This window comes from Thermoactinospora rubra (genome assembly GCF_002093975.1).
In the GTDB taxonomy this organism is placed as follows: Bacteria; Actinomycetota; Actinomycetes; order Streptosporangiales; family Streptosporangiaceae; genus Nonomuraea; species Nonomuraea rubra_A.
In genome coordinates this window covers 1-22329 of sequence record NZ_KZ084325.1, presented here as the reverse complement: position 1 = coordinate 22329, position 22329 = coordinate 1, and the positions used below count along the sequence as shown (strand labels likewise).

Genomic DNA, 22329 nt, shown 5'->3' with positions numbered 1-22329 from the left:
GTCACTGCGCAAGGGTGAATCCGGCCTTGCGCATGTCGGCCACGACCGCGTCCTGCACCGTCCGCAGGGCCGTGGAGAACGGGGCCTTGGCCTGGACGGCCTTGTCGAAGGCGTCCTTGAAGACCGAGTAGGCGGTGCTCACGTTCGGCCCGAAGGTGAAGCCGCGGGCGGTCTGCGCGATGGCCGAGGCCTGCCGCCAGAAGCCGGGCTGGTTGGAGAAGTAGCCGGGAGCGCCGGTCAGCGCGGCGGCGCCCTTGGTGGCGGCGGGGTAGACCGCGGCCTCCTTCACCAGCAGGTCCACGGCCTGGGGGTCGGTGTTGAGCCAGGCGGCGAACTTCGCGGCGGCCTCCTTGTGCTTGGAGCCGGCGGCCACGGCGGTGGAGGAGCCGCCCCAGAAGCCGGTGACGTTCTCGCCCGCGCTCCACTGCGGCAGCGGCGCGACGGCCCACTTGCCCTTGGCCTTGGGCGCGTTGGTCTCCAGCACCCCGGGCGCCCACACGGCCGACGGCCAGGTCAGCAGCCTGCCGTCGTTGAGGGCCTTGTTCCACTCGGGGGTGAAGTAGGGCATGTCGTCGATGACGCCTTCCTTGACCAGGTCGCCCCAGTAGTCGGCGACCTTCGTGGTGGCGGCGTCGTCGATCGACACCTTCCACGCCTCGCCGCTGATGGACCACCACTGCGCCCCGGCCTGCTGGGCCAGCCCGGCGAAGGAGCCGGGATCCTTGCTGGAGAAGGTGCCCAGGTATGCCTTGGGGTCGGCCTCGCGGACCCTGCGGGCGGCCTCGGCGTACTCCTGCCAGGTCTTCGGTACGGCGATGCCGTACTTGTCGAACAGGTCCTTGCGGTAGAAGAGCATCATCGGCCCGCTGTCCTGCGGCACCGCGTAGACGCTGTCGGTGCCCAGCGTGACCAGGCCCCACAGGCCCTCGCTGAACTCGCCCCTGATCGGCTCGGTCTCGGCCTTGAGGTCGGCGACGGCGTCGGCGGCCACGAACGAGGGCAGGTGCTGGTACTCGGCCTGCATGAGGTCCGGCGGGTTGCCCGCCCTGGCCGCGGTGAGGAACTTGGCGGCGGCCTCGTCGCCGCTGGCCTGCTTGTTGACCGTCACCTGGATGTCGGGGTGCGCCTGGTTCCAGACCGCGACGATCTTGTCCATGTTCGGGGCCCACGTCCAGTACGTGAGCTTGACCGGCGTGGAGGCGGCCGAGGGGCTGCCCGACTGCCGCGCGGCGGGTTCGGGGGAACCGCATCCGGCGGCCACGGCGGCGGCCAGCGCGGCGGCGACCGCAAGGCGTGTGGTACGCATTCATGCCTCCAGGCAGAACTTCTGTGAACGTGCACAGACTGAAAGCCGCTCCACCGGTGTGTCAATACGCCGTTACGGTCTCGTTAACTAGGACTTTTGCTGTTCTGCTGTTACTGTGCACGTTCACAGAGATATGTCACCAAAGGGGGGTCTGTGCACCGCTATCCCGTTCTGCCGGAGGGGATCGCCTACGGCGGCGACTACAACCCCGAGCAGTGGCCGGAGGAGACCTGGCACGAGGACGTGCGGCTGATGCGCGAGGCCGGGGTGAACCTGGTGAGCCTGGGCGTGTTCGCCTGGGGGCTGCTGGAACCCGCCGAGGGCGTCTACGACTTCGCGTGGCTGGACCGGGTCCTCGATCTGCTCCAGGAGAACGGGATCAAGGTGAACCTGGCCACGCCCACCGCCTCGCCGCCGCCGTGGTTCCGCCGCGCCCACCCCGGCGCCCGCCTGGTCGACCAGCAGGGCCGCGTGGTGTCCGGCGGGTCGCGGCACGGCTTTTGCCCCAGCTCGCCGGAGTACGCCCGTGCCGCGGCGCGCATCACCGAACGCCTGGCCGAGCGGTACGCGACCCATCCCGCCGTCGTCATGTGGCACGTGCACAACGAGTACGGCTGGGCCAACGCCGCCTGCTACTGCGAGGTCTCCCAGGAGCACTTCCGCCGCTGGCTGCGCGAGCGGTACGGCACGCTCGAAGCCCTCAACGCCGCCTGGGGCACCACGTTCTGGGGGCTGCGCCACGGCGCCTGGGACGAGATCGAGGCGCCGCGCAACCCCGCCCCCGGCCTGATCCCCGCCCTCCAGCTGGACTTCCAGCGCTTCTGCGTCGAGGCGCACATCGAGCTGTTCCGCGCCGAGCGCGAGGTCATCCGCCGCTTCAGCGACCTGCCGGTCACCACCAACTTCATGATCGCAAACTGCAAGCCGATGGACTACTGGCGCTGGGCGGCCGAGGTCGACGTCGTCTCCAACGACCACTACCTGCAGGCAGAACGGCCCGGCAACCACATCGAACTGGCCATGTGCGCGGACCTGACCAGGTCGGTGGCCGGCGGGTCGCCCTGGATGCTGATGGAGCACTCCACCGGCGCGGTCAACTGGCAGCCGCGCAACCTCGCCAAGCGGCCCGGCGAGATGCGCCGCAACAGCCTGGCCCACGTCGCCCGCGGCTCCGATTCGGTGCTGTTCTTCCAGTGGCGCGCCTCCCGCTTCGGCGCGGAGAAGTTCCACTCGGCGATGGTGCCGCACGCGGGCCCCGACTCCCGGCTGTGGCGCGAGGTGGTCGCGCTGGGCCGCGACGTGCGCAGGCTGGCCGGGGTGCGCGGCGGCCGGGTGGCGGCCGAGGTGGCGATCCTGTGGGACTGGGAGTCCTGGTGGGCGCTGGAGCTGGACTGGCGGCCCTCGGTCGACCTGGACTTCCGCGAGCGGGTCGAGGCCTACTACGAGGCGCTGTGGCGCGAGCACGTCACCGTCGACTTCGCCCACCCCGGCGCCGACCTGTCCCGCTACAAGCTGGTCGTGGCGCCCAGCGCCTACCTGCTGACCCAGGAGGCGGGCAAGAACCTGCGCCGCCACGTCGAGTCGGGCGGCCACCTGCTGGTGTCGTACTTCTCGGGCATCGCCGACGAGCACGACACCATCCACCCCGGCCCCTACCCCGGCGCGCTCCGCGACGTGCTCGGCCTGACGGTGGAGGAGTTCCATCCGCTGGCCGAGCGGGCGAGCGTGCCGGTCTCCGGCGGGCTGACCGGCCGCGTGTGGTCGGAGCGGGTACGGCCGGCCGGGGCGCGGGCCGTGCGGACCTTCGAGGGCGGGCCCGACGCCGGCCATCCCGCCGTCACCCAGCACGACCTGGGGGAGGGCGTCGCCTGGTACGTCGCCACCGCCCCCGGCGACCTGCGCGGCCTGCTCGCCGAGGTGCTCGACGCCGCCGGGGTGGACCGGCCCCGCGGCCTGCCCGACACCCTGGAGCTGGTACGGCGGGGCCGCCACCTGTTCCTCATCAACCACGGCGAGGAGCCGGTCACGGTCGAGGGCGTGACCGGCGTGGCGCTGCTCGACGGCCGGGCCTGCGACGGCTCGGTCACGGTGCCGGGCGGCGACGTGGTCGTGGTCGCCGCCCCGGACCGGTGAAGCGGGCCGGCGCGGTCAGCCGAGCAGGCCGGCCATCCAGCGCTCGACGCCGTCGGGGTCGCGGGGGAGGGCGGACGACATCAGGCGCGCTCCGTCGGCCGTGATGACGAGGTCGTCCTCGATGCGGACCCCGATCCCGCGGAACTCCTCCGGCAGCGTCAGGTCGTCCGGCTGGAGGTAGAGGCCGGGCTCCACGGTGAGCACCTGGCCCTCCTCCAGCACGCCGTCGAGGTAGGTCTCGGCCCGGGCCCTGGCGCAGTCGTGCACGTCCAGCCCGAGCATGTGGCCGCTGCTGCACAGCGTGTAGCGGCGGTACAGGCCGGTCTCCATCAGCGAGTCGACCGAGCCCTGGAGCAGGCCCCAGTCCACCAGGCCCTGGCAGATGACGCGCATGGCGGCCAGGTGGAAGTCGCGGAAGCGGGCGCCCGGCCTGAGCGCGGCGATCCCCGCGCTCTGCGCCTCGTGCACCAGCGAGTACACCTGGCGCTGCACCGGCGAGAAGGTCCCGGACAGCGGCAGCGTGCGGGTGATGTCGGCGGTGTAGAGGGTGTCGGTCTCGACCCCGGCGTCCAGCAGGAGGAGGTCGCCGCGCGACAGCCGGCCGTCGTTGCGGATCCAGTGCAGCACGCAGGCGTGGGCGCCGGAGGCCACGATGCTCTCGTAGCCGACGGCGTTGCCCTCCAGGCGGGAGCGCAGGCCGAAGACGCCCTCCAGGTAGCGCTCGCCGCGGGCGTGCTCCAGCGCCGCCGGGATGGCGCGCACCACGTCCTCGAAGCCGCGCACGGTGGCGTCGACGGCGAACTGCAGCTCCCCGACCTCCCACTCGTCCTTGACCAGCCGCATCTCCGACAGGAACGCCTCCAGCTCCGCGTCGCCGTCGCCGGCGGGGACGGCCGCGTCCACCGACGGGTCCACGCCGCGCAGCACCCGGGCGGGGGCCGACAGGTCCAGGGTGTCGATGTGGGCGCACTCGAGCTGGTAGAGGTCACGCGCCTCGCGCAGGTCGGGGCGGCGGCCCACCCAGAACTCGCCGTAGCGGCGGTCGCGGTAGAACTCCTGCCCCTCCGAGCGGGGCGAGCGGGGCCGCAGGTACAGCACGGCCTCGCCGGAGGGCTCGATCACCAGCACGTCGTCGGGCTCGCCGTGCCCGGTCAGGTAGGAGAAGGCGCTGTGCGGGCGGAAGCGGTAGTCGCAGTCGTTGCTGCGCACCTTCAGCGTGCCGGAGGGGACGACCAGGCGCTCGCCGGGGAAGCGGGCGGCCAGCGCGGCCCGGCGCTTGGCGGCCCAGGGCGCGATCGGCAGGGGAGCCAGGTCGCTGCGCGCGGTGTCGGCCCACCCCGTGGTCATGAAGGCGGCCAGCTCCTCGGTGATCGGCAGGTCGTGGCTGCCGGTGTTCAGCTTCTTGTCCGTCATCCGCCATCCCATCCCTCTTACAGTGATATTTCACATATTAAAGGGGTCGTCACCGAGATGCACTCTATGTGTTTGCGGGCCCGCGCGCTTAGTCTGGGCGCCTACAGGGGATGTCCCCCGTCATCGAAGGGACGTCCCTCCTGACTGCCGCCGAGGAGGTGCACATGCTGATCGGAACGATCTTGCGTGCCAAGGGGAGCCAGGTGACAACCGTGCGCCCGGACGCCACGGTCAAGGAACTGCTCGCCAAGCTGGCCGAGCACAACATCGGCGCGGTGGTGGTCTCCGCCGACGGCGCGTCGATCGACGGGATCGTCTCCGAGCGCGACGTGGTGCGCAGGCTCCACGACAGGGGCGCGGAGGTCCTCGATGGCCCGGTGTCGGAGATCATGACCTCCCAGGTGCGCACCTGCGGGCCCAATGTCAACGTCGACGAGCTTCGCCGTACGATGACCGAGCACCGCATCAGGCACGTCCCGGTGGTCGACAACGGGCGGATGGTGGGCATCGTCAGCATCGGGGACGTGGTCAAGAGCGCGATCGAGGAGCTGGAGACCGAGAAGGCGTCCCTGGTGGACTACCTGCACCGGTGAACCCCACCGAGCCGTTACCCGTCCACCGGCTGGGGTCGGTGCCGTATGGCACGCTGGTGCCCGTGACCTACGGCCCCCCGCCTGACCACCCACGGCCCCCCACCAGCCCGACGATCCTCGTCCTGGTCTCGGGCCTGACGGGAGTGCTGGGGTTCCTCGTCGGGATGTTCGCCGGGTTCGGGCTGGCGGAGCCGGTCGCGCAGCCCGGGCCCGAGCCCGGCATGACCATCGAGCTGTCCCCGGAGGCCTCCGGAACGCCGGAGGCCTCGGGGTTTCCGCAGACCTCCGGGACGCCGCAGGCGTCCGTGCCTCCGGGCACCTCCACGGCTCCGGGCGAGCAGCCCGTCCCCTCGGCCACGCCGTACCCGACGCAGACGCAGCCGGCCGGAGCGGCGCCGACGGGCGGACTGCCGACGGGTGGATCGCCGGCAGCGGGCAACCGCCTGCTGATCGTCGGCACCGACATCCAGCCCGGCACCTACCGCACCACCGGCCCCGCGCCGCAGCAGCCCGCCTGCTACTGGGCCCGGCTGAGCAGCCTGGACGTGAGCACCTCCAGCGTGATCGCCGCCGGCATGCCGACCGGTCCCGCCACGGTCACCATCGAGCCCACCGACAAGGCCTTCCAGACCGGCGGCTGCGCCGACTGGGTCCGCGTGTGACCCGTGCGGGAGACGCCCCGAAACCCGGTTCCTGAGCATGAACATGCGTCCCGCTGCGGCGGGTGAGGCATGTCTGCCGTTCTCGGCGGCCGGCGTGTTGCCGCGAGGGGTGGCCGCCACGTCCCCCTGTCGTCATACTTCCTGCAACCCGCACCGGCCGCCGGAGTTTCCTGCGGCGGGTACGGCGGGCGGGCGCGACACCTCGCCCGGCGCCGGCGACCGGCCTGGGCGAGGCGCGATCCTGGAGGCCGTCCTCCTGGTCCATCGCGGCGGAGCCGTGCGGGCCGCGGGAGCGTCCGGGTCCGGTGCCGATACTGCGCGCGGCACCGGACCCGGTCCGGGCGCCGCGGGAGACCCATGGAGCACGCGGCCCGGCCCCGGCCGCGCTCGGCCAGCTCTACGCCCCCTCCCCCCTACAGCGCCGCGGCGTGCGCCACCGACCAGTCGACGTGGGGCGCCTGCGGCCCCTACGTCTAGGGAATTGAGGTTCTCCGGTTTCCCGGAGGGTTTCCCGTCTGGGCTTGGCCGGCTCGATGCGGCTGCCGCCCCGGCTGCGGGCAGTGGTGCGACGGCGGCCGGCTGCCTATCGTGGTGGACTCCAGCTCCTGCGTGCTGGGCATCCTCCGCGAGGTGCCGGCCTGCGAGCCGGCCGAGAGCGCCACAGACCCCCAGGGGGAGAGCCAAGGGGAGAAACGGAGTTCAGCGTGACGAGTGAATCCCGATCCATGACGCGTGAAGATCGTAAGGTCCTCGCCAGCACATTGGCCGGCACCACCATCGAGTGGTACGACTTCTTCATCTACGCGCAGGCCGCGGGTCTGGTGTTCGGGCCGCTCTTCCTGGCCCCGGTGAACGAGCAGGCCCCCGGCCTGGCGACGCTCATCTCGCTGGCCACGATCGGCATCAGCTTCCTGTTCCGCCCGCTCGGCGCGATCATCGCCGGCCGGTTCGGCGACCGGCTGGGCCGCAAGCGCATGCTCGTGCTGACCCTGCTGCTCATGGGCATGGCCACCACGCTCATCGGCCTGCTGCCGACCTACGGGCAGATCGGCGTGGCGGCGCCCATCGCCCTCATCCTCCTGCGCATCCTGCAGGGCTTCTCCGCGGGCGGCGAGTGGGGCGGCGCCGCCCTGCTGGCGGTGGAGCACGCGCCACGCGACCGCCGGGGATGGTTCGGCACCTTCCCCCAGATCGGCGTGCCGATCGGTCTCATCCTGGCGACCGGCGTCCTGTGGATCATGAGCACGGTGACCACGCCGGAGCAGTTCCAGGCGTGGGGCTGGCGGGTGCCGTTCCTGCTCTCCCTGACCCTGATCGTCATCGGCTACCTGGTACGGCGGGCCGTCGAGGAGAGCCCCGTGTTCAAGGAACTGCAGGAGCGCACCCGCACCTCCTCCGCGCCGCTGCGCGACCTGTTCCGCAGCGACACCAAGAACGTGATGCTCACCGCATTGATCTTCGTGGCCAACAACGCGGCGGGCTACCTCCTCATCGCCTACTTCATCAGCTACGGCACCACCACGCTGGGCCTGGACAGGCCATCCGTCCTGCTCGCCACCGTCGCCGGATCGGTGAGCTGGCTGGTCTTCACCATGTACGGCGGGGCGCTGTCGGACCGGATCGGCCGCGTGCGCACCTTCCAGATCGGCTACGCCCTCATGTTCGTGTGGATGATCCCGCTCTTCCTGCTGATGGAGACCCGCAACATCTGGCTCTTCACCGCGGCGATCCTTGTCCTGGCCGTCGGCCTGGGCCTGTCCTACGGGCCCATGTCGGCCATGTACGCCGAGATGTTCCCTCCCTCGGTGCGCTACTCCGGCGCGGCCATCGGCTACGCGCTCGGCGCCATCCTGGGCGGAGCCTTCGCACCCACCATCGCCCAGGCACTGGTGCAGGGCACGGGATCGGCCCTGTCCGTCGGCGCCTACATCATGGTGCTGTGCGTGATCTCCTTGGCCGCCGTCTCGGCCGTCAAGGAGCCCAAGGGCACCGATCTGGGGCTCAGCCGCCAGCCGAGCGCCTGACGGCGCCCGCCGTACCGGCATAGGCCTCGGCCTCGGCCTCGGCGAAGCTCGGTGAGCCGCGAAGCTCGGTGAGCCGCGAAGCTCGGTGAGCCGCGAAGCTCGGCGACCGGCGAACCGTGGCGACCGGCGGGACGTCTTCCTGGCATGCGGATCTTTCTCGCCGGGGCGGTCGCGGCGGCGCTGATGGCGGTGCCGGCCTGCGGGTCCGTGCCGGCCTCGAGACCGGACTCGGGGCCGGCCCCGGCCACCACGACCCCCGACGGCTTCACCGCCCGCGCCAGGGAGGTCGCCGAGCGCTGGGAGGGCTCGAGGGAGGAGCGGGCGTGGCGTGAGGGCTTCATCCCGCTGCAGAACCTGAACCTGGAAGTCGACTGGGGGCGGATGCCGGACTGGGTGGGGGTCAGCGAGCTCAACAGCGTCTGGAAGGTGGAGGCGGACCTGCCCTCCGAGCGGCCCGCCCCGGTCCGGTTGCGCTGGGACGACGGGTCCACGCTGACCATGCCGATCCTGTCGGCCAAGACCGCCTTCGCCCGGCTGAGCAAGCCCAACGACTTCGTGGACGAGGAGTGCCCGGCCAAGGGGTGCCGGCCGCTGCGCGTGATCGGCGCCGCGATGGGCGAGGCGACGGTGCCCACCAGCCGGGGGCAGGTCCGGGTGCCCACGTGGGAGTTCACCGTGAAGGGCGTGCCGGAGCCGTTCCGGCGGGTCGCCGTGGACCCGGCGGCGATGGGCGCGCCACCGCGGGCCAGGCGGGGAGAGTTCCAGGAGGTGTTCACCTACGAGACGGTCGCGCCGGACGGGCTGGACCTGCGCTACGGGCACGGCACGTGCGACAAGACGTACGGCGCGCGGGTCCATGAGACCCCGCGCGTGGTGGTCGTCGACGTGGACGTACGGTGGGAGGCCGACGTCCAGGTCTGCAACGACATGCTGCACATCGACCGGATCCGCGTGAAGCTCGCCGATGCTCTGGGCGACCGGGTGGTGCTGGACGCCTCCAGCGGTCTGCCCGCCTTGCGCGGAACGGACCTCAATACGGCCCAGCAGTACTCGCACTGGGATCCACGCCGGTCCTGAGTACCCGGGGTCAACCCAGGAAAGGGCGCTCTCCAGGGGGCCGGTGCAGGCGACGCGCCGGTACCACTCGTTCGCCGGCATCTGGGCACGGGCCGGCTCCGGCAGCGCGGTGAGCAAGGTCATCGACGCGCCGCGGCCGACCTCGGACTCGTGTGCGTGCATGGCCGCCCACTTGCGCGCGGCCGCCAGGGGGCGCCCGCGTCCCGGTAGAGCTGGTCGTATCCGGCCGCCTCGACCGCGGCCATGGTTACCCGGTGCACGTGCACGTGGTCCGGATGCCCGTAGGAGCCGTAGCCGTCATAGGTCAGCACGACGTCGGGCCTGAACTGCCTGATGTGCTCGACCACCCGTCCCACCGCCTCGTCGAGCGGCACGTCCAGCAAGCGCGGGTTGCCGGGAGCGGACTCGGGCTTGCGGGCGTCGGCGTAGCCGAGCAGCCGCGGCTCGCCCGCGCCGAGGATGTCCAGGGAGTGCCGCAGCTCCTCGGCACGACGGGTGCCCTCTGCCCAGCTGCACGTGACGACGGCGGTCGCGGCGCCCTCGTCGGCGTACCTGGCCAGCGTCCCGCCCGTCCAGATCGCCTCGTCGTCCGGATGCGCGTGGACGCACAGCAGCCGCAAGTCCATCGGGGCCGGCCTCCTCGAAGATCGCCGGCCGCCATCGTAGCCCCCGCGAGGCTGATCGGAGACGGATTCGCGCGGCCTCTGGCGCCGGCCGTACGCGAAGAGGAGGATGCAGCCATGTCGGTCCTGCGAAGCCTGGTCGAGAGCCTGCGAAGCGGCACGGTCGAGATCGTCGACCTCACCGCGCCCCTGTCGGACAAGACGCCGATCCTGCGGCTGCCCGAGCCGTTCGGGAACACGATCCCGTTCCGGCTGGAGGAGATCAGCCACTACGACGAGCGGGGGCCCGCCTGGTACTGGAACGACATCCACACGGGCGAGCACACGGGGACGCATTTCGACGCGCCGATCCACTGGGTGACCGGCCGCGACGGCGACGACGTCTCGCGGGTGCCGCCCGCGCGGCTCATCGCGCCCGCAGTCGTGCTGGACTTCGCCGCCGAGGCCGGGAAGGACCCCGACTTCCTGCTCCAGATCGACCACGTCAAGGCCTGGGAGCGCGCCAACGGGCCGCTGCCGGAGGGCGGCTGGCTGCTGTACCGGACGGGATGGGACGCCCGCGCCGAGGACGCCGAGACGTTCCTCAACGAGGGCCACTCGCCGGGCATCTCGGTCGAGTGCGCCCAATGGCTGGCCGCCGAGACGCCGATCCTGGGCGTGGGCGTGGAGACCGTCGGCACCGACGCCGGGGCCGCGCATTCCTTCGACCCGCCCTTCCCCTGCCACTCCTTCCTGCTCGGGCACGACAAGTACGGCCTGACCCAGCTGCGCAACCTCGACCGCCTGCCGGCCACCGGGGCCGTGGTGATCGCGCCGCCGCTGCCGATCGTGGGCGGGTCGGGCAGCCCGGTGCGGGTGCTGGCCCTGGTCGACCGATGAACGTCGCGGAGGCCGTGGGCCGCGTCGTGGCCCGCCTCGGCGTCGAACGGGCCTTCGGCGTCGTCGGCAGCGGCAACTTCCACCTGGCCAACGGCATGGCCGCGGGCGGCGTGCGGTTCGTCGCCGCCCGCCACGAGGGCGGGGCCGCCACCATGGCCGACGCCTTCGCCCGGATGACCGGAGGGCTCGGCGTGCTCACCGTCCACCAGGGGCCCGGCCTGACCAACGCCATGACGGGCATCGCCGAGGCGGCCAAGAGCCGTACGCCGCTGCTCGTCCTGGCCGGGGAGGCGCGCGAGCCGCGCTCGAACTTCCACATCGACCAGGCCGGGCTCGCCGCGGCGGTGGACGCGGTGCCCATGCGGGTCGGCGGCGCCGAGACCGCGGTCGAGGAGACCATCGAGGCCTACCGCACGGCCTGGTACGAGAGCCGGCCCGTGCTGCTCAACCTGCCGCTGGACGTGCAGCGCGAACGGGCGCCGGACGGCGGCAGCCGCCAGGAGTTCCTGGACCTCATCGTCGACAGCGCGCGGGCCGCCGCCCGCTCGCGCCACGAGGGCGGGCCGGGCCGTCCCGAGGCCGTCGCCGACCTGGTGCGGCTGCTGCTGCGGGCCAGGCGGCCGGTGTTCGTCGCGGGGCGCGGCGCGTTGCACGCCCGCCGGGAGCTGGAGGATCTCGCGGACTCCCGCGGCGCGCTGCTGGCGACCTCGGCGGTGGCGAAGGGGCTGTTCCGGGGCAGCCCGTGGGACCTGGACGTCTGCGGAGGGTTCGCCTCGCCGCTGGCCGCCTCGCTGATCTCCACGGCGGACCTGGTGGTCGCGTGGGGGTGCTCGCTGACCATGTGGACCACGCGGCACGGGACGATCTTCGGGCCGTACGCCCGCGTGGTCCAGGTGGACCGGGACCCGGCCGCGCTGGGGGCGCACGTGCCGCTCGCGCTCGGGATCGTGGGAGATGCCGCGGCGGTGGCCTCGGCCGCCGCCCAGGCGCTGCTGGACGCGCGGCTGCTGGGGGAGGAGGACCAGGGGCCGGGGTACCGCAGCCCGGAGCTGGCCGAGCGCATCGCGCGTGAGGTGCGATGGCGGGACGTGCCGTATGAGGACGAGAGCCGGGACGGGCGCATCGACCCCAGGACGTTGACCATCGCGCTGGACGATCTGCTGCCGGGGGAGCGCGTGGTGTGCCCCGATTCCGGAAATTTCATGGGATATCCCGCTATGTTTATGGATGTCCCGGACGAACGGGGTTTCTGCTTCACCCAGGGCTTCCAGTCCATCGGCCTGGGCCTGTCCACCGCCATCGGCGCCGCGCTGGCCCGCCCCGACCGCCTCCCGGTGGCCGCCCTCGGCGACGGCGGCGCCCTGATGGGCATCTCCGAGCTCGAGACCGTCGTACGGCTGGGCCTGCCCATGGTGATCGTCGTGTACGACGACGAGGGATACGGCGCCGAGGTCCACCACTTCCACGGCGAGCCGCACGACCTCGTCACCTTCCCGCCGACCGACTTCGCGGAGATCGGCCGGGGGTACGGCTGCGCCGCGGTCACGGTGACGGCGCCCGACCACCTCAAGGCGGTCGAGGACTGGGTCGGCGGTCCCCGCGACCGGCCGCTCCTCGTCCACGCCAAGGTCACGCGCGACCACGGATCGTGGTGGCTGGAGGAAGCCTTCAAGGGCCACTGACGCCTCGGCGCTCACCCGCGTGCGAGCGGCATGCCGGGCACCGTCACGGCCATCGCGATCACCGGCGGGACGATGCCGATCCTGGCGGGCCACGCCCAACCGCTGATCACCGGCACTTGCCCGCCAGCCAGGCGCGGTACTCCTTGGTGTAGTTGGTCATGACGCTCCTGGGCGCCTGGTTCAGCACGGCCTGCCACTGGCGCGTGTTCCCGGTCCAGGCGGGAGGGGGCTCGTCCCAGGCCACGCCGTCGGTCCAGCGCGCGGCCGATCCCTTGAGGAGTGCGGGGTGGCGCTTGGCGAGCTCGCCCTGGATCCAGGGGTCCTGCGAGTAAACCATGATCTTCTGTGCTCCCTGGCGTTCCCTGATCGGGTCCGAGATCTCCTTCCAGGCCCTCGCCGCGTACGCGGGGTCGGACAGCACGCTCCGGGCCTCCGGCTTGATCTCCAGGAGCGCGGCCAGCCCCCGGGACCTCACGTGATCCAGCCACTGCCGCAACGAGTGGACCCGCTCTCCCCGGTACGGGCCCCGCGCTATGCGGCGATCCCGCAGGTTGTCGGCCCCGGCCGCCCACCAGATGCCGGTGATGTTCCGCTTGGCGCCCGTCAGGCCGTTGGTGGAGGTGTTGTGCCACATCACCGCCTTGGTCCCGTGCTTGGTCAGCTGGACGTCGCCTTCCACCCCCTGGGCGCCCCAGGCCTTCTGGTCGTTCACCGCTCGCGGGTTGTTGGGCTGGCGTACCTGGTCCTTGGCCCAGGCGTCGGCGCCCATGGGATAGCCGCCGTGCCCGAAGACCAGCGGGCAGGCGGGCAGGCGGGCCGCCCCGGCCGTCACGCCCGAGGCGGCGGCGGGCGGGGCTGTCGCCAGCCCGGCGGCCGTCAAGGTCGCCATCGACACCGCGAGCATGGCCTTGCCCCTCATACGCTGACCCCCTCCGTGATGACCGGCCAGAAGCGATGATCCGCACGAGGCAGGCTAGGGGGCACGGCGGCAACGATCAACATCGGGGCGTCACGGCCGTGGGCCGCAGGGTCCGAATCCCGCCAGCCCGCCCTCCCCCCGGTGGAGCAGGCTTCACAGTCGTGGTCCTCCGTTCCGATACCGGCCGTCCCGATACTGGCCGTCCCGACAGCGTCCGTCGTGACTTCGGCCTGCTGTGGGCCGGCCAGTCGCTGTCCCTCTGTCCCTCTTCGGCGCCCAGTTCATGAAGCTCGCGCTGCCGCTGCTCGCCGTGACCACGCTCGGCGTGTCCCCGGCCCAGGCCGCGCTACTGCCCTTCGCGCTGTTCCTTCCCTTCCTGCCGCTCGGCCTGCCCGCCGGGGCCATCGTCGACCGGCTGCCACGCCCTACCTGCCCAGCCTCATCGCCGAGCCCGAGCGGCTGCACACCGGCAACACCCGCCTGTCGCTGTCGGAGTCGGTCGCCAACGCCGTGGGCCCGATGGCGGCGGGCCCCGTCATCCACGCGCTGGGCGTGGCCGGAGCCGTCGCCGCCAACGTCGCCGGCTTCGCCGCCTCCGTGCTGTCCCTGGCGCTGATCAGGCACAGGGAGCCGGTACGGCAGGCGGCCGCCCGCGAGCGCGGCCGGCTGCGCAGGGACATCGCGACGGGCCTGCGTTTCGTGGCGCGGCACCGCCTGCTCGAGCCGATCATCACCTGCGGCACCACCTACGTGCTGTTCCTGTCGATGGTGGAGACGAGCCTGGTGCTGTACTGCCGTGAGGTGCTCGGCCTGTCGCCGCAGTGGATCGGCGTCGTGCTGGGCGCGGCTGCGGTGGGCTACCCGATCGGGAACCTGGCCTCGGCGCGGCTGGTGAAGAGGTACGGCGCGCCGCGCACGCTGGTGGGCGCCGCGGCGGTGTCGGTGGCGGGCATCCTGTCCATGCCGGTCCTGGGCGCGCTGGTGGGCGCGGCCGGGCTGGTCGCCGGGAGCATCGCCCACTGCGTGGGCGAGGGCGCGTTCACCCCCACCGCGCTGACGCTGCGCCAGACCGCCGCCCCCGCCGAGCTGCTCGGCAGGGTCGGCTCGGTCCACCGCTTCCTGCTGTGGGGCGCCGTGTCCGTGGGCGCCCTGCTCGCGGCGGGCGTCACGGCGCTGGCCGGACTGTCGGCCGCGGTGTGGATCGGGCCTGCGGCACGGCGCTGTGCCTGCCCGCTCTGGTACGGCGTGGCATCCGCTCCGCCGCGTTCAGCCGATAGATCCCCGGCGGCCGAGAGCCCCCCTCTGGAGGAGAAGGGGAACCACATGGTTGCGAACCGCCGGAGCCAGGCGCGGCACATAGCCGTCACAGCCGTCGGTCCACGCGAGGGCGGCCAGCTCGGCGGCGGGCTTCGGGGACCCGGCCAGCCGGGCCGTGAAGACGGTCATGCGCATGGGCACGCGCTCGAGCGCCGCCATGTCCTCCACCTCGCCGAGCAGGCTCGTCTCCAGCGGTGCGACGCCGAGTTCCTCCCGCAACTCGCGCGCCAGGGTCTCCTCCGGGCTCTCGCCGGTTTCCGGTTTCCCTCCCGGCAGGTAGAACACCTCCGGCGCGGCCTTCTTGCTCACGACGAGCAGCCGCCCGCGCTGGACGGCCGCCACCGCCACCACATGCATCACACGGTCAGACGCCACGCGGACCAGCTTCCCATGCCGGAAGCACGGCGACCCCTGCGCGGGCCATCCTGCCCGGGATCGGGGGTGACCGCGCGGTCCACTGGAAGAAAAGGCAGTCTTGCCTTTCCGTCGCGATACAAGAAGCAGGAGTCCCTTGAGCGGATAAGCGATGTCACGCTTTCCGGAAGGTCCGCGACTCCTGAGCGGCGGCCAGCACCTCCTCCAGGGAGGCGCCGCATCCGGCCGTCACCGCCGCCGCGATCGCGCCCTCCACGAACGGCACGTCCGCCAGCACGACCTTCCCGGGTTCGGCCAGCAGCCGGGCGGTGAGCACCGAGCTGCCGAGGTCGGGGATGAGCAGCACGCCGTCGCCCTGGTCCACCGCCGCGATGGCGGCGGCGATGCGGTCCACGCTCGTGCCGAGACCGCCGTCGTCGGCGCCGCCCGCGGCGGCGAGGGGCACCTGGGCGCCCGCGATGCTCCGCGCGAGCGCGACGGCCTCGGCGGCCAGCCCCGGGCTGTGGGAGACGAGGACGAGGCCTACCACCGCGTCGCCACCGTGTGCAGCGCGCGGACGATCAGCGCCGCCGAGACCGCGCCGGGGTCCTCGTGCCCGGCGCTGCGCTCGCCGAGGTAGCTGGCCCGGCCCTTGCGGGCCGTCAGCGGGATCGTGGCCTTCGCGCCCTCCTCCGCCGCCCGCGCCGCCTGGTCGAGCGCCTCCCGGGGCTCGAGGCCGTCCCGGACGGCACGCGCCAGGGCCCTGGCCGCCGGGCGCAGCGCGTCGACCATGGTCTTGTCGCCCTCGGCGGCCCTGCCGAGCCGTTCGACGGCCGACACCGCGGCCTCGAAGGCCGCCGCAAAGGCCTCCAGCGTGACGTCCCGCTCCGCGTCGAGCGCCTTGCCGAGGGAGCGGAACGCCGAGCCGTACAGCGGGCCTGAGGCGCCGCCGACCTTGCGGATCAGCGCCGACCCGGCCGAGACGAGCAGCTCGCCGGGGGAGGAGCCGGTCATCGCGCGCCGTACCTCGGAGAAGCCGCGGTCCAGGTTCGTGCCGTGGTCGGCGTCGCCGATGGCGGCGTCCAGGGCGGTGAGCCGGTCCCGCTCGGCGGCCACCACGCGGGCGGTCTCCTCCAGCCAGGCGCGGGCCAGCGCGGCGTCCATCAGCGGCCCCAGCGCAGGGCGGGCGTCTGGACGGGCGCGTCCCACAGGCGGGTCAGCTCGTCGTTCAGGCGGCAGACGGTGACGGAGAAGCCCTGCATGTCCAGGCTGGTGACGTAGTTGCCGACCAGCGAGCGGGTGATGAAGGCGTCCCTGCCGCGCAGTTGGGCGGCGACCTCGGCGAAGGCGACGTAGAGCTCGGCCAGCGGCGTGCCGCCCATGCCGTTGACCATGACGAGCAGGTCGCCGCTCAGGGGCAGGTCGGCGTGGATGGCCTCCAGCGCGAGCGCCACCAGCTCGCGCGCGGTGGCCAGCGGGACCCGGGAGCGCCCCGGCTCGCCGTGGATGCCGATGCCCAGCTCGACCTGGTCCTCGGGCAGGTCGAAGGTGGGCTTGCCGGCGGCGGGCGTGGTGCAGGAGGTCAGGGCGATGCCGAAGGAGCGGCTGCGCGCGTTCGCCAGCTTGGCCACGGCGGCCACCTCGGCCAGCGGCGCGCCCGCCTCGGCCGCCGCGCCGGCCATCTTCTCCACGAAGACGGTGGCGCCCGTGCCGCGCCGGCCGGCGGTGTAGAGGGAGTCCTCCACCGCCACGTCGTCGTCGACCAGCACGGTGGCCACCCGCACGCCCTCCTCGGCGGCGAGCTCCGCGGCCATCTCGAAGTTCAGCACGTCGCCGGTGTAGTTCTTGACGACGTGCAGCACTCCGGCGCCGGTGTCCACGGCCGTCGTCGCCTGGGCGATCTGGTCGGGGACCGGCGAGGTGAAGATCTCGCCCGGGCAGGCCGCGTCGAGCATGCCGTACCCGACGAAGCCCGCGTGCAGCGGCTCGTGCCCGGAACCGCCGCCGGAGACCAGCGCCACCTTGCCCGGCGAGGGGGAGGCGCGGTACACGATCCGGTTCCCCACGTCCACGCGCAGGCCGTGGTGTGCCGCCGCCATGCCGTGGAGCGCGTCCTCGACCACGGCGTCGGCCGCGTTGATGAGCTTCTTCATGTCCCTAACGTCTACCCGCGGAGGCGGCGTCGCAAGGTTACGGATGCGTAGGTTACTCTTCAGTACATGGCCGAGCTCGTGTACCCGCCCGTGATCGCCGCGGCGAGGGCTGTCTTCCGCGTGATGGACTACCGCTTCCGGATGGAGGGGACCGGGCACGTGCCCGCCCGCGGCGGCGCGGTGCTGGTCAGCAACCACATCAGCTACCTCGACTTCATCTTCGCCGGGTACGCCGCCCACCCCGCGGGGCGCCGGGTGCGGTTCATGGCCAAGAAGCAGGTCTTCGAGCACCCGGTGTCCGGACCGCTCATGCGGGGCATGCGGCACATCCCCGTCGATCGGGCGGCGGGCGCGGAGTCGTACGAGACGGCGCTGCGGATGCTGCGCGCCGGCGAGGTGGTCGGGGTGTTCGCCGAGGCCACGATCAGCCGCTCGTTCACGGTCAAGGACATCAAGAACGGCGCGGTGCGGATGGCGCAGGAGGCCGGCGTGCCGCTGGTGCCGGTGGCGCTGTGGGGCACGCAGCGGCTGTGGACCAAGGGCCGGCCGCGGCGGCTGGGCCTGCGGCGCGTGCCGATCACGATCCTCGTGGGGGAGCCCATGCGGCCCCCGCCCGGCGGCGACGTGGCCGAGCTGACCGCCGAGCTGCGCGCCCGCATGACCGATCTCGTCGACCGGGCCCAGCGCACCTACCCCGACCACGAGCCGGGAGCGTGGTGGCTCCCCGCCCACCTCGGCGGCTCGGCGCCGACGCCCGAGCAGGCCGCGGCCCTGGACGCCGAAGAGACCCGCCGCCGCGCCAGGTAACCTCCCCTTCCTGCCCCTCCCTTTCCGAGCCCGCGTCGGCGGGGAGGTGGGGTACGGCGGGCGGTCGGCGCCTGGAGAGAAGAAACGAACCTCTAGATCGCGGCCTGGTAGCGGCTCGACCGCAGGTCGGCCAGCAGCGCGGCGGCCTGGTCGGGGGTGAGGCGGCGGGCCGGGTCGTGGCGCAGCAGCCCCTCGATGACCGGGCGCAGCGCGCCCGCGCGGCGCGGCGGCGGGTACCCGCCGTTGTGCACCATGGCCACCACCGTGGGCGCGTCCTTGCCCGGGTACGGCGGCTGCCCCTCGACCGCGCTGTAGAGCGTCGCGCCGAACGACCACATGTCCGCCTCCTTGGTCGCCGCCCCGCCGTGGAGGCGTTCGGGCGCCATGAAGGCGGGCGTGCCCCGCAGTCCACGAGAGGTGCCCCCGCGCGCGCCGGTGTCGGCGGTGGCGATGCCGAAGTCGGTGAGCACCACGCGGTCGCCGGTGAGCATGACGTTGGCGGGCTTGACGTCGCGGTGCAGCACGCTGGAGTCGTGGGCGTGCCGCAGCGCGGCCAGCAGGTGCCGTCCGATCGCCGCGACGGACTGGGCGGGCAGCGTGCCGACCTGGGACAGCAGCTCGTGCAGCGACAGGCCCTCAAGGTACTCCATGACGATCCAGAGCCGGCCGCCCTCCTCGATGAGGTCGTGCACGGTGACGATGTTGGGGTGGCTCAGCCCGGCGGCCATCCTGGCCTCCCTGAGCACCCGCCGGCGCACGGAGGATACCTCTCCCGACAGCGTCAGCTCCTTGAGCGCCACCTCGCGGTGGAGCAGCTGGTCGAACGCCCGCCAGACAATGCCCATCCCCCCACGACCGGCCACCTCGTGCAGGAGGTACCGTCCGCCGATCTGCCGCATACCATCCCCTCGTCGCTCGATCGTAATCATGTCACTAGATCGGGGTGAAAGAGGCACCTAACGTGATCTGGATATCTCCGGAAGTATGGGGGACCAGGTCAGCGGGCCGGAAATCAAGGCGCATGAGACGTACGCCACGGAGATCGCGCACGCCGCCGTCGCCTCGCCCCGCCCCGTGCGGCCGTCCGCTCCGGCGCCGGAGGCGTCGGCTACCCTCGTCGGGTGACCGCCCCCCACCTCAGACCCTTACGCCAGGGCGAGCCGTCCTCGGTGGGCTCCTACCGCCTGCTCGGCTCGCTCGGGGAAGGCGGGCAGGGAGTCGTCTACCGCGGCGAGGCCCCCGACGGCCGCGCGGTGGTCGTCAAGGTCCTGCACGCGCGCCTGATCGGCGACACCGACGCCCACCGGCGCTTTCTGCGCGAGGCCGAGGCCGCCCGCCGCGTGGCCCCCTTCTGTACGGCGAGCGTCCTGGAGGCGGGCGTCACCGCCGACGGCCGGCCGTACATCGTCAGCGAGTACGTCTCCGGCGTCACGCTGCAGGCCCTGGTCCGGCAGGAGGGACCGCGCGCGGGCAGCTCCCTGGACCGGCTGGCGGTGGCGACCCTCGCCGCGCTGGAGGCGATCCACCGCGCCGGGATCGTGCACCGCGACTTCAAGCCGGCCAACGTGCTGATGACCGCCGAGGGGCCCGTGGTCATCGACTTCGGCATCGCCCGCGACCTGGACCAGACGGCCATGACGACGGGCACGATGGGGACGCCCCAGTACATGTCGCCCGAGCAGATCGCGGGACACCCCGTGGGGCCCGCCTCGGACGTGTTCAGCTGGGCCTGCACGATGGTCTACGCCGCGACCGGCCATCCCGCCTTCGGCGGCTCGGCCGTACCGGCCGTACTGCACGCGATCCTGTACCGCGAGCCGGACCTGAGCGGCGTCCCGCCCGTCCTGGAGGGTCTGCTGCGCGCGTGCCTGGCCAAGGACCCCGCGGCCCGGCCCGCCATCGGGCAGATCCGCGAGGCCTTCGGCGGCCACCGCGACCACGCGCCGCCGCCTCCCGCGCCGCCGCGCCAGGAGGATCCGGCGTCCACGCAGCCCCAGGGAATAGGGAAGGTCTCGCGCCGCGCGCTGCTGATCGGCGGAGGGCTGGCGGCGGCCGTCGCCGTCCCGGTGGCCGTCCTGCAGGTCCTCCCCGGCGAGCGCCGGGCCACCCCCACTCCCACGCCCACCCCGACGGCGGCGACGCCCACGGCGACCACGCCGAGCCCCACCGCGCGCTCGCAGGGACCCGCGGCGCCCTTCGGCACGCGGGCCCGCGAGCCGATCCCCCTCGGGCAGGCGGGCGGCAAGCTCACCGACCTGGCCCTGACCGAGCTCGACGGCCGGACGCTGGCCGTGACCGCTCACGACAGCGGCCGGGTGGGCGTGTGGGACCTGAAGACCGGCGAGCAGCTTCACAAGCACACCGAGTCCGCGTCCCCCGGCGTCGTCGCCGCCGGGACGCTCGACGGCGTGCCGGTCCTCGCCTACGGCAACCACGACGGCCACATGCGGCTGCGGGACCTGCGCACCGGCGCCGAGCTGGCCCGCCACCAGACCGGCTTCGCCGTCATCGGGGTGTCGGTCGGGCCCGCCGGCGCCCTCGCCCTGGCCCAGGACTACGACTACCTCAACGACCTGCGCGGCAAGATCTCCCTGCACGACATCCGCACCGGCAGGCGGATCCTCCGCGACGACGACAGCCACTGGCAGGGCGTCGACGCGCTGGCCTTCGGCCCGGACCGACTGTTCACCGGCGACGGCCGCAACACGGTGCGCGCGTGGGATCCGGCCACCGGCAAGCTGCGCAAGCAGTTCACCACGGGCGAGATCGGCGGCATCGAGAAGCTGACCACGGCCGAGCTGGACGGCCGGGCGATCCTGGTCTCCACCCACCTCGACGCGACGCTGCGCACCTGGGATCCGGGCAGCGGAAGGCGGCTGGGCAAGTGGCGGTTCTCGGCGGCCAGCCCCGACGACCGCGGCGTGCACGACCTGGCGGCCGCCCGGATCGACGGCAGGACCCTGGCGGTGGTCGCCCACAGCGCCGACGACCGGCTGCGGGCCTGGGACCTGAAGGAGGGCACGCTCGTCGGCCCGTTCGAGGGCGCCGCCGACACGGCCGTGGCGATCGGGCGGCTGGACGGCCTGCCGGTCGCCGTCTCGCACCGCTCGGGCGCGCTCGTCGTGTGGAGCCTGGCAGCCGGCTGAGGAGGCGATGTAAAGAAAACCAGACACGGTGTCGTGTCTGTTTTGCATTGCCGGCATGCCCTTCGAAGAGATGCGCGCGTGGATCATGGCCGTGGTCTCGGCCGTCGCCCACGCCGCCTACGTGGCCCTGATCCTGGGCCGGGCCGGGACGACGCCGCCGGCCGGGGTCCCCTACGTGCCGCCGATGCTGTGGACCGTCGGCGGGGCGATCGCCGCCGCCATCGTGCTGGGGATCGGGGCCGCCGCGCCGACGGGTCGGGAGGCCGGGATGAAGGACCGGCGCGACCGGGAGATCAACCGGTTCGGCGAGCACGCCGGGCAGTCGTTCGTCGCCCTGGGGGCGGCCGCGGCGCTCGTCCTGGCCATGCTCGGGGCCGCCCACTTCTGGATCGCCAACGCGCTCTACCTGGCCTTCGTCCTGTCGGCGGTCGTCGGGTCCATCGCCAAGATCTTCGCCTATCGCAAGGGCTTCTGGCCGTGGTGAAGCCGACCAAGGTCACCAACTCGATCAGGGCCCTGCGCTTCGCCCACGGGGAGATGACGCAGGCGGAGCTCGCCGAGCGCATCGGGGTGACCCGCCAGACCGTCATCGCCATCGAGGCGGGCGGCGTCGACGCGGGCGTCGTGCATCTCCTGACCGGCCTGCCGTACCTGGTGCGGCTGGGGTTCGGCCTGCGCGCCCCCAGGGTCCGTGTGCCCGGCATGGACCTCGCCGGGCAGCACGTGCTCATCACCGGGGCGGGCGGCGGGGTGGGGACGTTCGCCGTGCAGCTCGCGAAAATCTACGATGTAAAGGTGACCGCTGTGTGCGGTCCCGGGAAGGCCGACCTCGTCCGCTCGCTCGGCGCGGACCATGTCATCGACTACACCCGCGAGGACTTCACCGAGCAGCCACGCCGCTACGACGTCATCTTCGACATCGCGGGCAGCCGGCCGCTGTCGCGCCTGCGCCGCGTGCTCGCGCCCCGCGGCACCCTGGTCCTCGCCGGCGGCGAGAACGGCGGGCGCTGGGTGGTCGGCGCGGCCTACCCGCTCGCCGGGGCGGCCGACGCCGTCCGCGTCGTGGCGGGCGGGCATGCCACGGGCAAGGTCGTCGTCACCGTGTGAGCCCCGGCGGCCCGGCCGTTCACCGGGCCGGGGACTCCGCCTGGGCGCCTTGGCGGCCGACGGTGCTTTCGCGGACCACCAGCCGGTAGTCGGCCCGCACCTCCCGCGGCGGCCGCCCGGCGCCGCCCTCCAGC

The 22329-nt window shown here is 73.0% G+C and carries 20 protein-coding genes and 1 pseudogene; 12 read left to right on the top strand and 9 right to left on the bottom strand.

Going from position 1 to position 22329, the window contains the following annotated elements:
- Window position 1: 1 nt before the first annotated feature.
- Window positions 2-1306, bottom strand: a complete 1305-nt coding sequence (locus BSB02_RS02650; RefSeq protein WP_084956365.1) for an ABC transporter substrate-binding protein — start codon at window positions 1304-1306, stop codon at window positions 2-4.
- 153 nt (window positions 1307-1459) lie between these two features.
- On the opposite strand from BSB02_RS02650, the gene BSB02_RS02645 reads away from it, so the two are divergent.
- Window positions 1460-3439: a beta-galactosidase gene (locus tag BSB02_RS02645; protein WP_240506129.1), complete on the top strand. Its 1980-nt coding sequence runs from the start codon at window positions 1460-1462 to the stop codon at window positions 3437-3439.
- 15 nt (window positions 3440-3454) lie between these two features.
- On the opposite strand, the gene BSB02_RS02640 is transcribed toward BSB02_RS02645, so the two are convergent.
- Window positions 3455-4852, bottom strand: a complete 1398-nt coding sequence (locus BSB02_RS02640; protein ID WP_084956362.1) for an aminopeptidase P family protein — start codon at window positions 4850-4852, stop codon at window positions 3455-3457.
- A gap of 164 nt (window positions 4853-5016) precedes the next feature.
- On the opposite strand from BSB02_RS02640, the gene BSB02_RS02635 reads away from it, so the two are divergent.
- The 4 genes from BSB02_RS02635 to BSB02_RS02620 all read left to right on the top strand — a co-directional run bounded on the left by BSB02_RS02635 (window position 5017) and on the right by BSB02_RS02620 (window position 9208).
- Window positions 5017-5445: a CBS domain-containing protein gene (locus BSB02_RS02635; RefSeq protein ID WP_084956359.1), complete on the top strand. Its 429-nt coding sequence runs from the start codon at window positions 5017-5019 to the stop codon at window positions 5443-5445.
- The gene (locus BSB02_RS02630; protein ID WP_084956356.1) at window positions 5442-6107 is read left to right on the top strand and encodes a hypothetical protein; all 666 of its coding nucleotides are present in this window, start codon (window positions 5442-5444) and stop codon (window positions 6105-6107) included. The genes BSB02_RS02635 and BSB02_RS02630 overlap by 4 nt, the downstream gene beginning before the upstream one ends.
- Window positions 6108-6832: 725 nt before the next feature.
- On the top strand, window positions 6833-8131 hold the full coding sequence (locus BSB02_RS02625; RefSeq protein WP_084956353.1) for an MFS transporter: 1299 nt from the start codon (window positions 6833-6835) through the stop codon (window positions 8129-8131).
- 144 nt (window positions 8132-8275) lie between these two features.
- On the top strand, window positions 8276-9208 hold the full coding sequence (locus tag BSB02_RS02620; protein WP_084956350.1) for a hypothetical protein: 933 nt from the start codon (window positions 8276-8278) through the stop codon (window positions 9206-9208).
- A 119-nt stretch (window positions 9209-9327) separates the two neighbouring features.
- Here the strand turns inward: BSB02_RS02620 and BSB02_RS02615 are convergent, their stop codons facing one another.
- On the bottom strand, window positions 9328-9834 hold the full coding sequence (locus BSB02_RS02615; protein ID WP_084956346.1) for a PIG-L family deacetylase: 507 nt from the start codon (window positions 9832-9834) through the stop codon (window positions 9328-9330).
- A 114-nt stretch (window positions 9835-9948) separates the two neighbouring features.
- Between BSB02_RS02615 and BSB02_RS02610 the strand changes: the two genes are divergently transcribed.
- Together BSB02_RS02610 and BSB02_RS02605 are read left to right on the top strand one after the other, a co-directional pair.
- On the top strand, window positions 9949-10710 hold the full coding sequence (locus BSB02_RS02610) for a cyclase family protein (RefSeq protein ID WP_084956344.1): 762 nt from the start codon (window positions 9949-9951) through the stop codon (window positions 10708-10710).
- Window positions 10707-12392, top strand: a complete 1686-nt coding sequence (locus BSB02_RS02605; protein ID WP_084956341.1) for a thiamine pyrophosphate-binding protein — start codon at window positions 10707-10709, stop codon at window positions 12390-12392. The genes BSB02_RS02610 and BSB02_RS02605 overlap by 4 nt, the downstream gene beginning before the upstream one ends.
- 106 nt (window positions 12393-12498) lie before the next feature.
- Here the strand turns inward: BSB02_RS02605 and BSB02_RS02600 are convergent, their stop codons facing one another.
- The gene (locus BSB02_RS02600) at window positions 12499-13311 is read right to left on the bottom strand and encodes a glycerophosphodiester phosphodiesterase family protein (protein ID WP_240506128.1); all 813 of its coding nucleotides are present in this window, start codon (window positions 13309-13311) and stop codon (window positions 12499-12501) included.
- A gap of 141 nt (window positions 13312-13452) precedes the next feature.
- Between BSB02_RS02600 and BSB02_RS43380 the strand changes: the two are divergent.
- A pseudogene (locus BSB02_RS43380) lies at window positions 13453-14493 on the top strand (MFS transporter); the annotation flags it as partial.
- An 84-nt stretch (window positions 14494-14577) separates the two neighbouring features.
- Here BSB02_RS43380 and BSB02_RS02590 read toward each other — a convergent pair.
- The 4 genes from BSB02_RS02590 to dhaK all read right to left on the bottom strand — a co-directional run bounded on the left by BSB02_RS02590 (window position 14578) and on the right by dhaK (window position 17135).
- The gene (locus BSB02_RS02590) at window positions 14578-15003 is read right to left on the bottom strand and encodes an NUDIX hydrolase (RefSeq protein WP_206184482.1); all 426 of its coding nucleotides are present in this window, start codon (window positions 15001-15003) and stop codon (window positions 14578-14580) included.
- A gap of 154 nt (window positions 15004-15157) precedes the next feature.
- Window positions 15158-15532, bottom strand: a complete 375-nt coding sequence (dhaM, locus tag BSB02_RS02585) for a dihydroxyacetone kinase phosphoryl donor subunit DhaM (RefSeq protein ID WP_084956335.1) — start codon at window positions 15530-15532, stop codon at window positions 15158-15160.
- A complete protein-coding gene (gene dhaL, locus BSB02_RS02580; protein ID WP_084956930.1) occupies window positions 15526-16146 on the bottom strand; it encodes a dihydroxyacetone kinase subunit DhaL in 621 nt (206 codons plus the stop codon). Before dhaL ends, dhaM begins: the two co-directional genes overlap by 7 nt.
- Window positions 16146-17135, bottom strand: a complete 990-nt coding sequence (gene dhaK / locus BSB02_RS02575) for a dihydroxyacetone kinase subunit DhaK (RefSeq protein WP_084956332.1) — start codon at window positions 17133-17135, stop codon at window positions 16146-16148. The genes dhaL and dhaK overlap by 1 nt, the downstream gene beginning before the upstream one ends.
- A gap of 66 nt (window positions 17136-17201) precedes the next feature.
- Here dhaK and BSB02_RS02570 point away from each other — a divergent pair, with 66 nt between their 5' ends.
- On the top strand, window positions 17202-17942 hold the full coding sequence (locus BSB02_RS02570) for a lysophospholipid acyltransferase family protein (protein WP_084956329.1): 741 nt from the start codon (window positions 17202-17204) through the stop codon (window positions 17940-17942).
- 92 nt (window positions 17943-18034) lie between these two features.
- Here the strand turns inward: BSB02_RS02570 and BSB02_RS02565 are convergent, their stop codons facing one another.
- Window positions 18035-18841 (bottom strand): serine/threonine-protein kinase, encoded by an 807-nt coding sequence (locus BSB02_RS02565; RefSeq protein WP_084956326.1) that lies wholly within the window; start codon window positions 18839-18841, stop codon window positions 18035-18037.
- Window positions 18842-19063: 222 nt separating this feature from the next.
- Here BSB02_RS02565 and BSB02_RS02560 point away from each other — a divergent pair, with 222 nt between their 5' ends.
- Genes BSB02_RS02560 through BSB02_RS02550 form a run of 3 tightly spaced genes read left to right on the top strand, consistent with a single transcriptional unit; the run spans window position 19064 to window position 22195 of the window.
- A complete protein-coding gene (locus BSB02_RS02560) occupies window positions 19064-21088 on the top strand; it encodes a WD40 repeat domain-containing serine/threonine protein kinase (RefSeq protein WP_084956324.1) in 2025 nt (674 codons plus the stop codon).
- A gap of 55 nt (window positions 21089-21143) precedes the next feature.
- Window positions 21144-21572 (top strand): hypothetical protein, encoded by a 429-nt coding sequence (locus BSB02_RS02555; RefSeq protein WP_084956320.1) that lies wholly within the window; start codon window positions 21144-21146, stop codon window positions 21570-21572.
- Window positions 21566-22195, top strand: coding sequence for a zinc-binding dehydrogenase (locus tag BSB02_RS02550; protein ID WP_240506125.1), 630 nt, complete (start codon window positions 21566-21568; stop codon window positions 22193-22195). The genes BSB02_RS02555 and BSB02_RS02550 overlap by 7 nt, the downstream gene beginning before the upstream one ends.
- Window positions 22196-22329 lie beyond the last annotated feature (134 nt).

Bases quoted from the DNA above. Each gene is read 5' to 3' on its own strand.
- BSB02_RS02650 (WP_084956365.1), bottom strand. From the start codon at position 1,306: ATGCGTACCACACGCCTTGCGGTCGCCGCCGCGCTGGCCGCCGCCGTG.
- BSB02_RS02640 (WP_084956362.1), bottom strand. From the start codon at position 4,852: ATGACGGACAAGAAGCTGAACACCGGCAGCCACGACCTGCCGATCACC.
- BSB02_RS02635 (WP_084956359.1), top strand. From the start codon at position 5,017: ATGCTGATCGGAACGATCTTGCGTGCCAAGGGGAGCCAGGTGACAACC.
- BSB02_RS02625 (WP_084956353.1), top strand. From the start codon at position 6,833: ATGACGCGTGAAGATCGTAAGGTCCTCGCCAGCACATTGGCCGGCACC.
- BSB02_RS02620 (WP_084956350.1), top strand. From the start codon at position 8,276: ATGCGGATCTTTCTCGCCGGGGCGGTCGCGGCGGCGCTGATGGCGGTG.
- BSB02_RS02615 (WP_084956346.1), bottom strand. From the start codon at position 9,834: ATGGACTTGCGGCTGCTGTGCGTCCACGCGCATCCGGACGACGAGGCG.
- BSB02_RS02610 (WP_084956344.1), top strand. From the start codon at position 9,949: ATGTCGGTCCTGCGAAGCCTGGTCGAGAGCCTGCGAAGCGGCACGGTC.
- BSB02_RS02605 (WP_084956341.1), top strand. From the start codon at position 10,707: ATGAACGTCGCGGAGGCCGTGGGCCGCGTCGTGGCCCGCCTCGGCGTC.
- BSB02_RS02600 (WP_240506128.1), bottom strand. From the start codon at position 13,311: ATGAGGGGCAAGGCCATGCTCGCGGTGTCGATGGCGACCTTGACGGCC.
- dhaL (WP_084956930.1), bottom strand. From the start codon at position 16,146: ATGGACGCCGCGCTGGCCCGCGCCTGGCTGGAGGAGACCGCCCGCGTG.
- dhaK (WP_084956332.1), bottom strand. From the start codon at position 17,135: ATGAAGAAGCTCATCAACGCGGCCGACGCCGTGGTCGAGGACGCGCTC.
- BSB02_RS02570 (WP_084956329.1), top strand. From the start codon at position 17,202: ATGGCCGAGCTCGTGTACCCGCCCGTGATCGCCGCGGCGAGGGCTGTC.
- BSB02_RS02565 (WP_084956326.1), bottom strand. From the start codon at position 18,841: ATGCGGCAGATCGGCGGACGGTACCTCCTGCACGAGGTGGCCGGTCGT.
- BSB02_RS02555 (WP_084956320.1), top strand. From the start codon at position 21,144: ATGCCCTTCGAAGAGATGCGCGCGTGGATCATGGCCGTGGTCTCGGCC.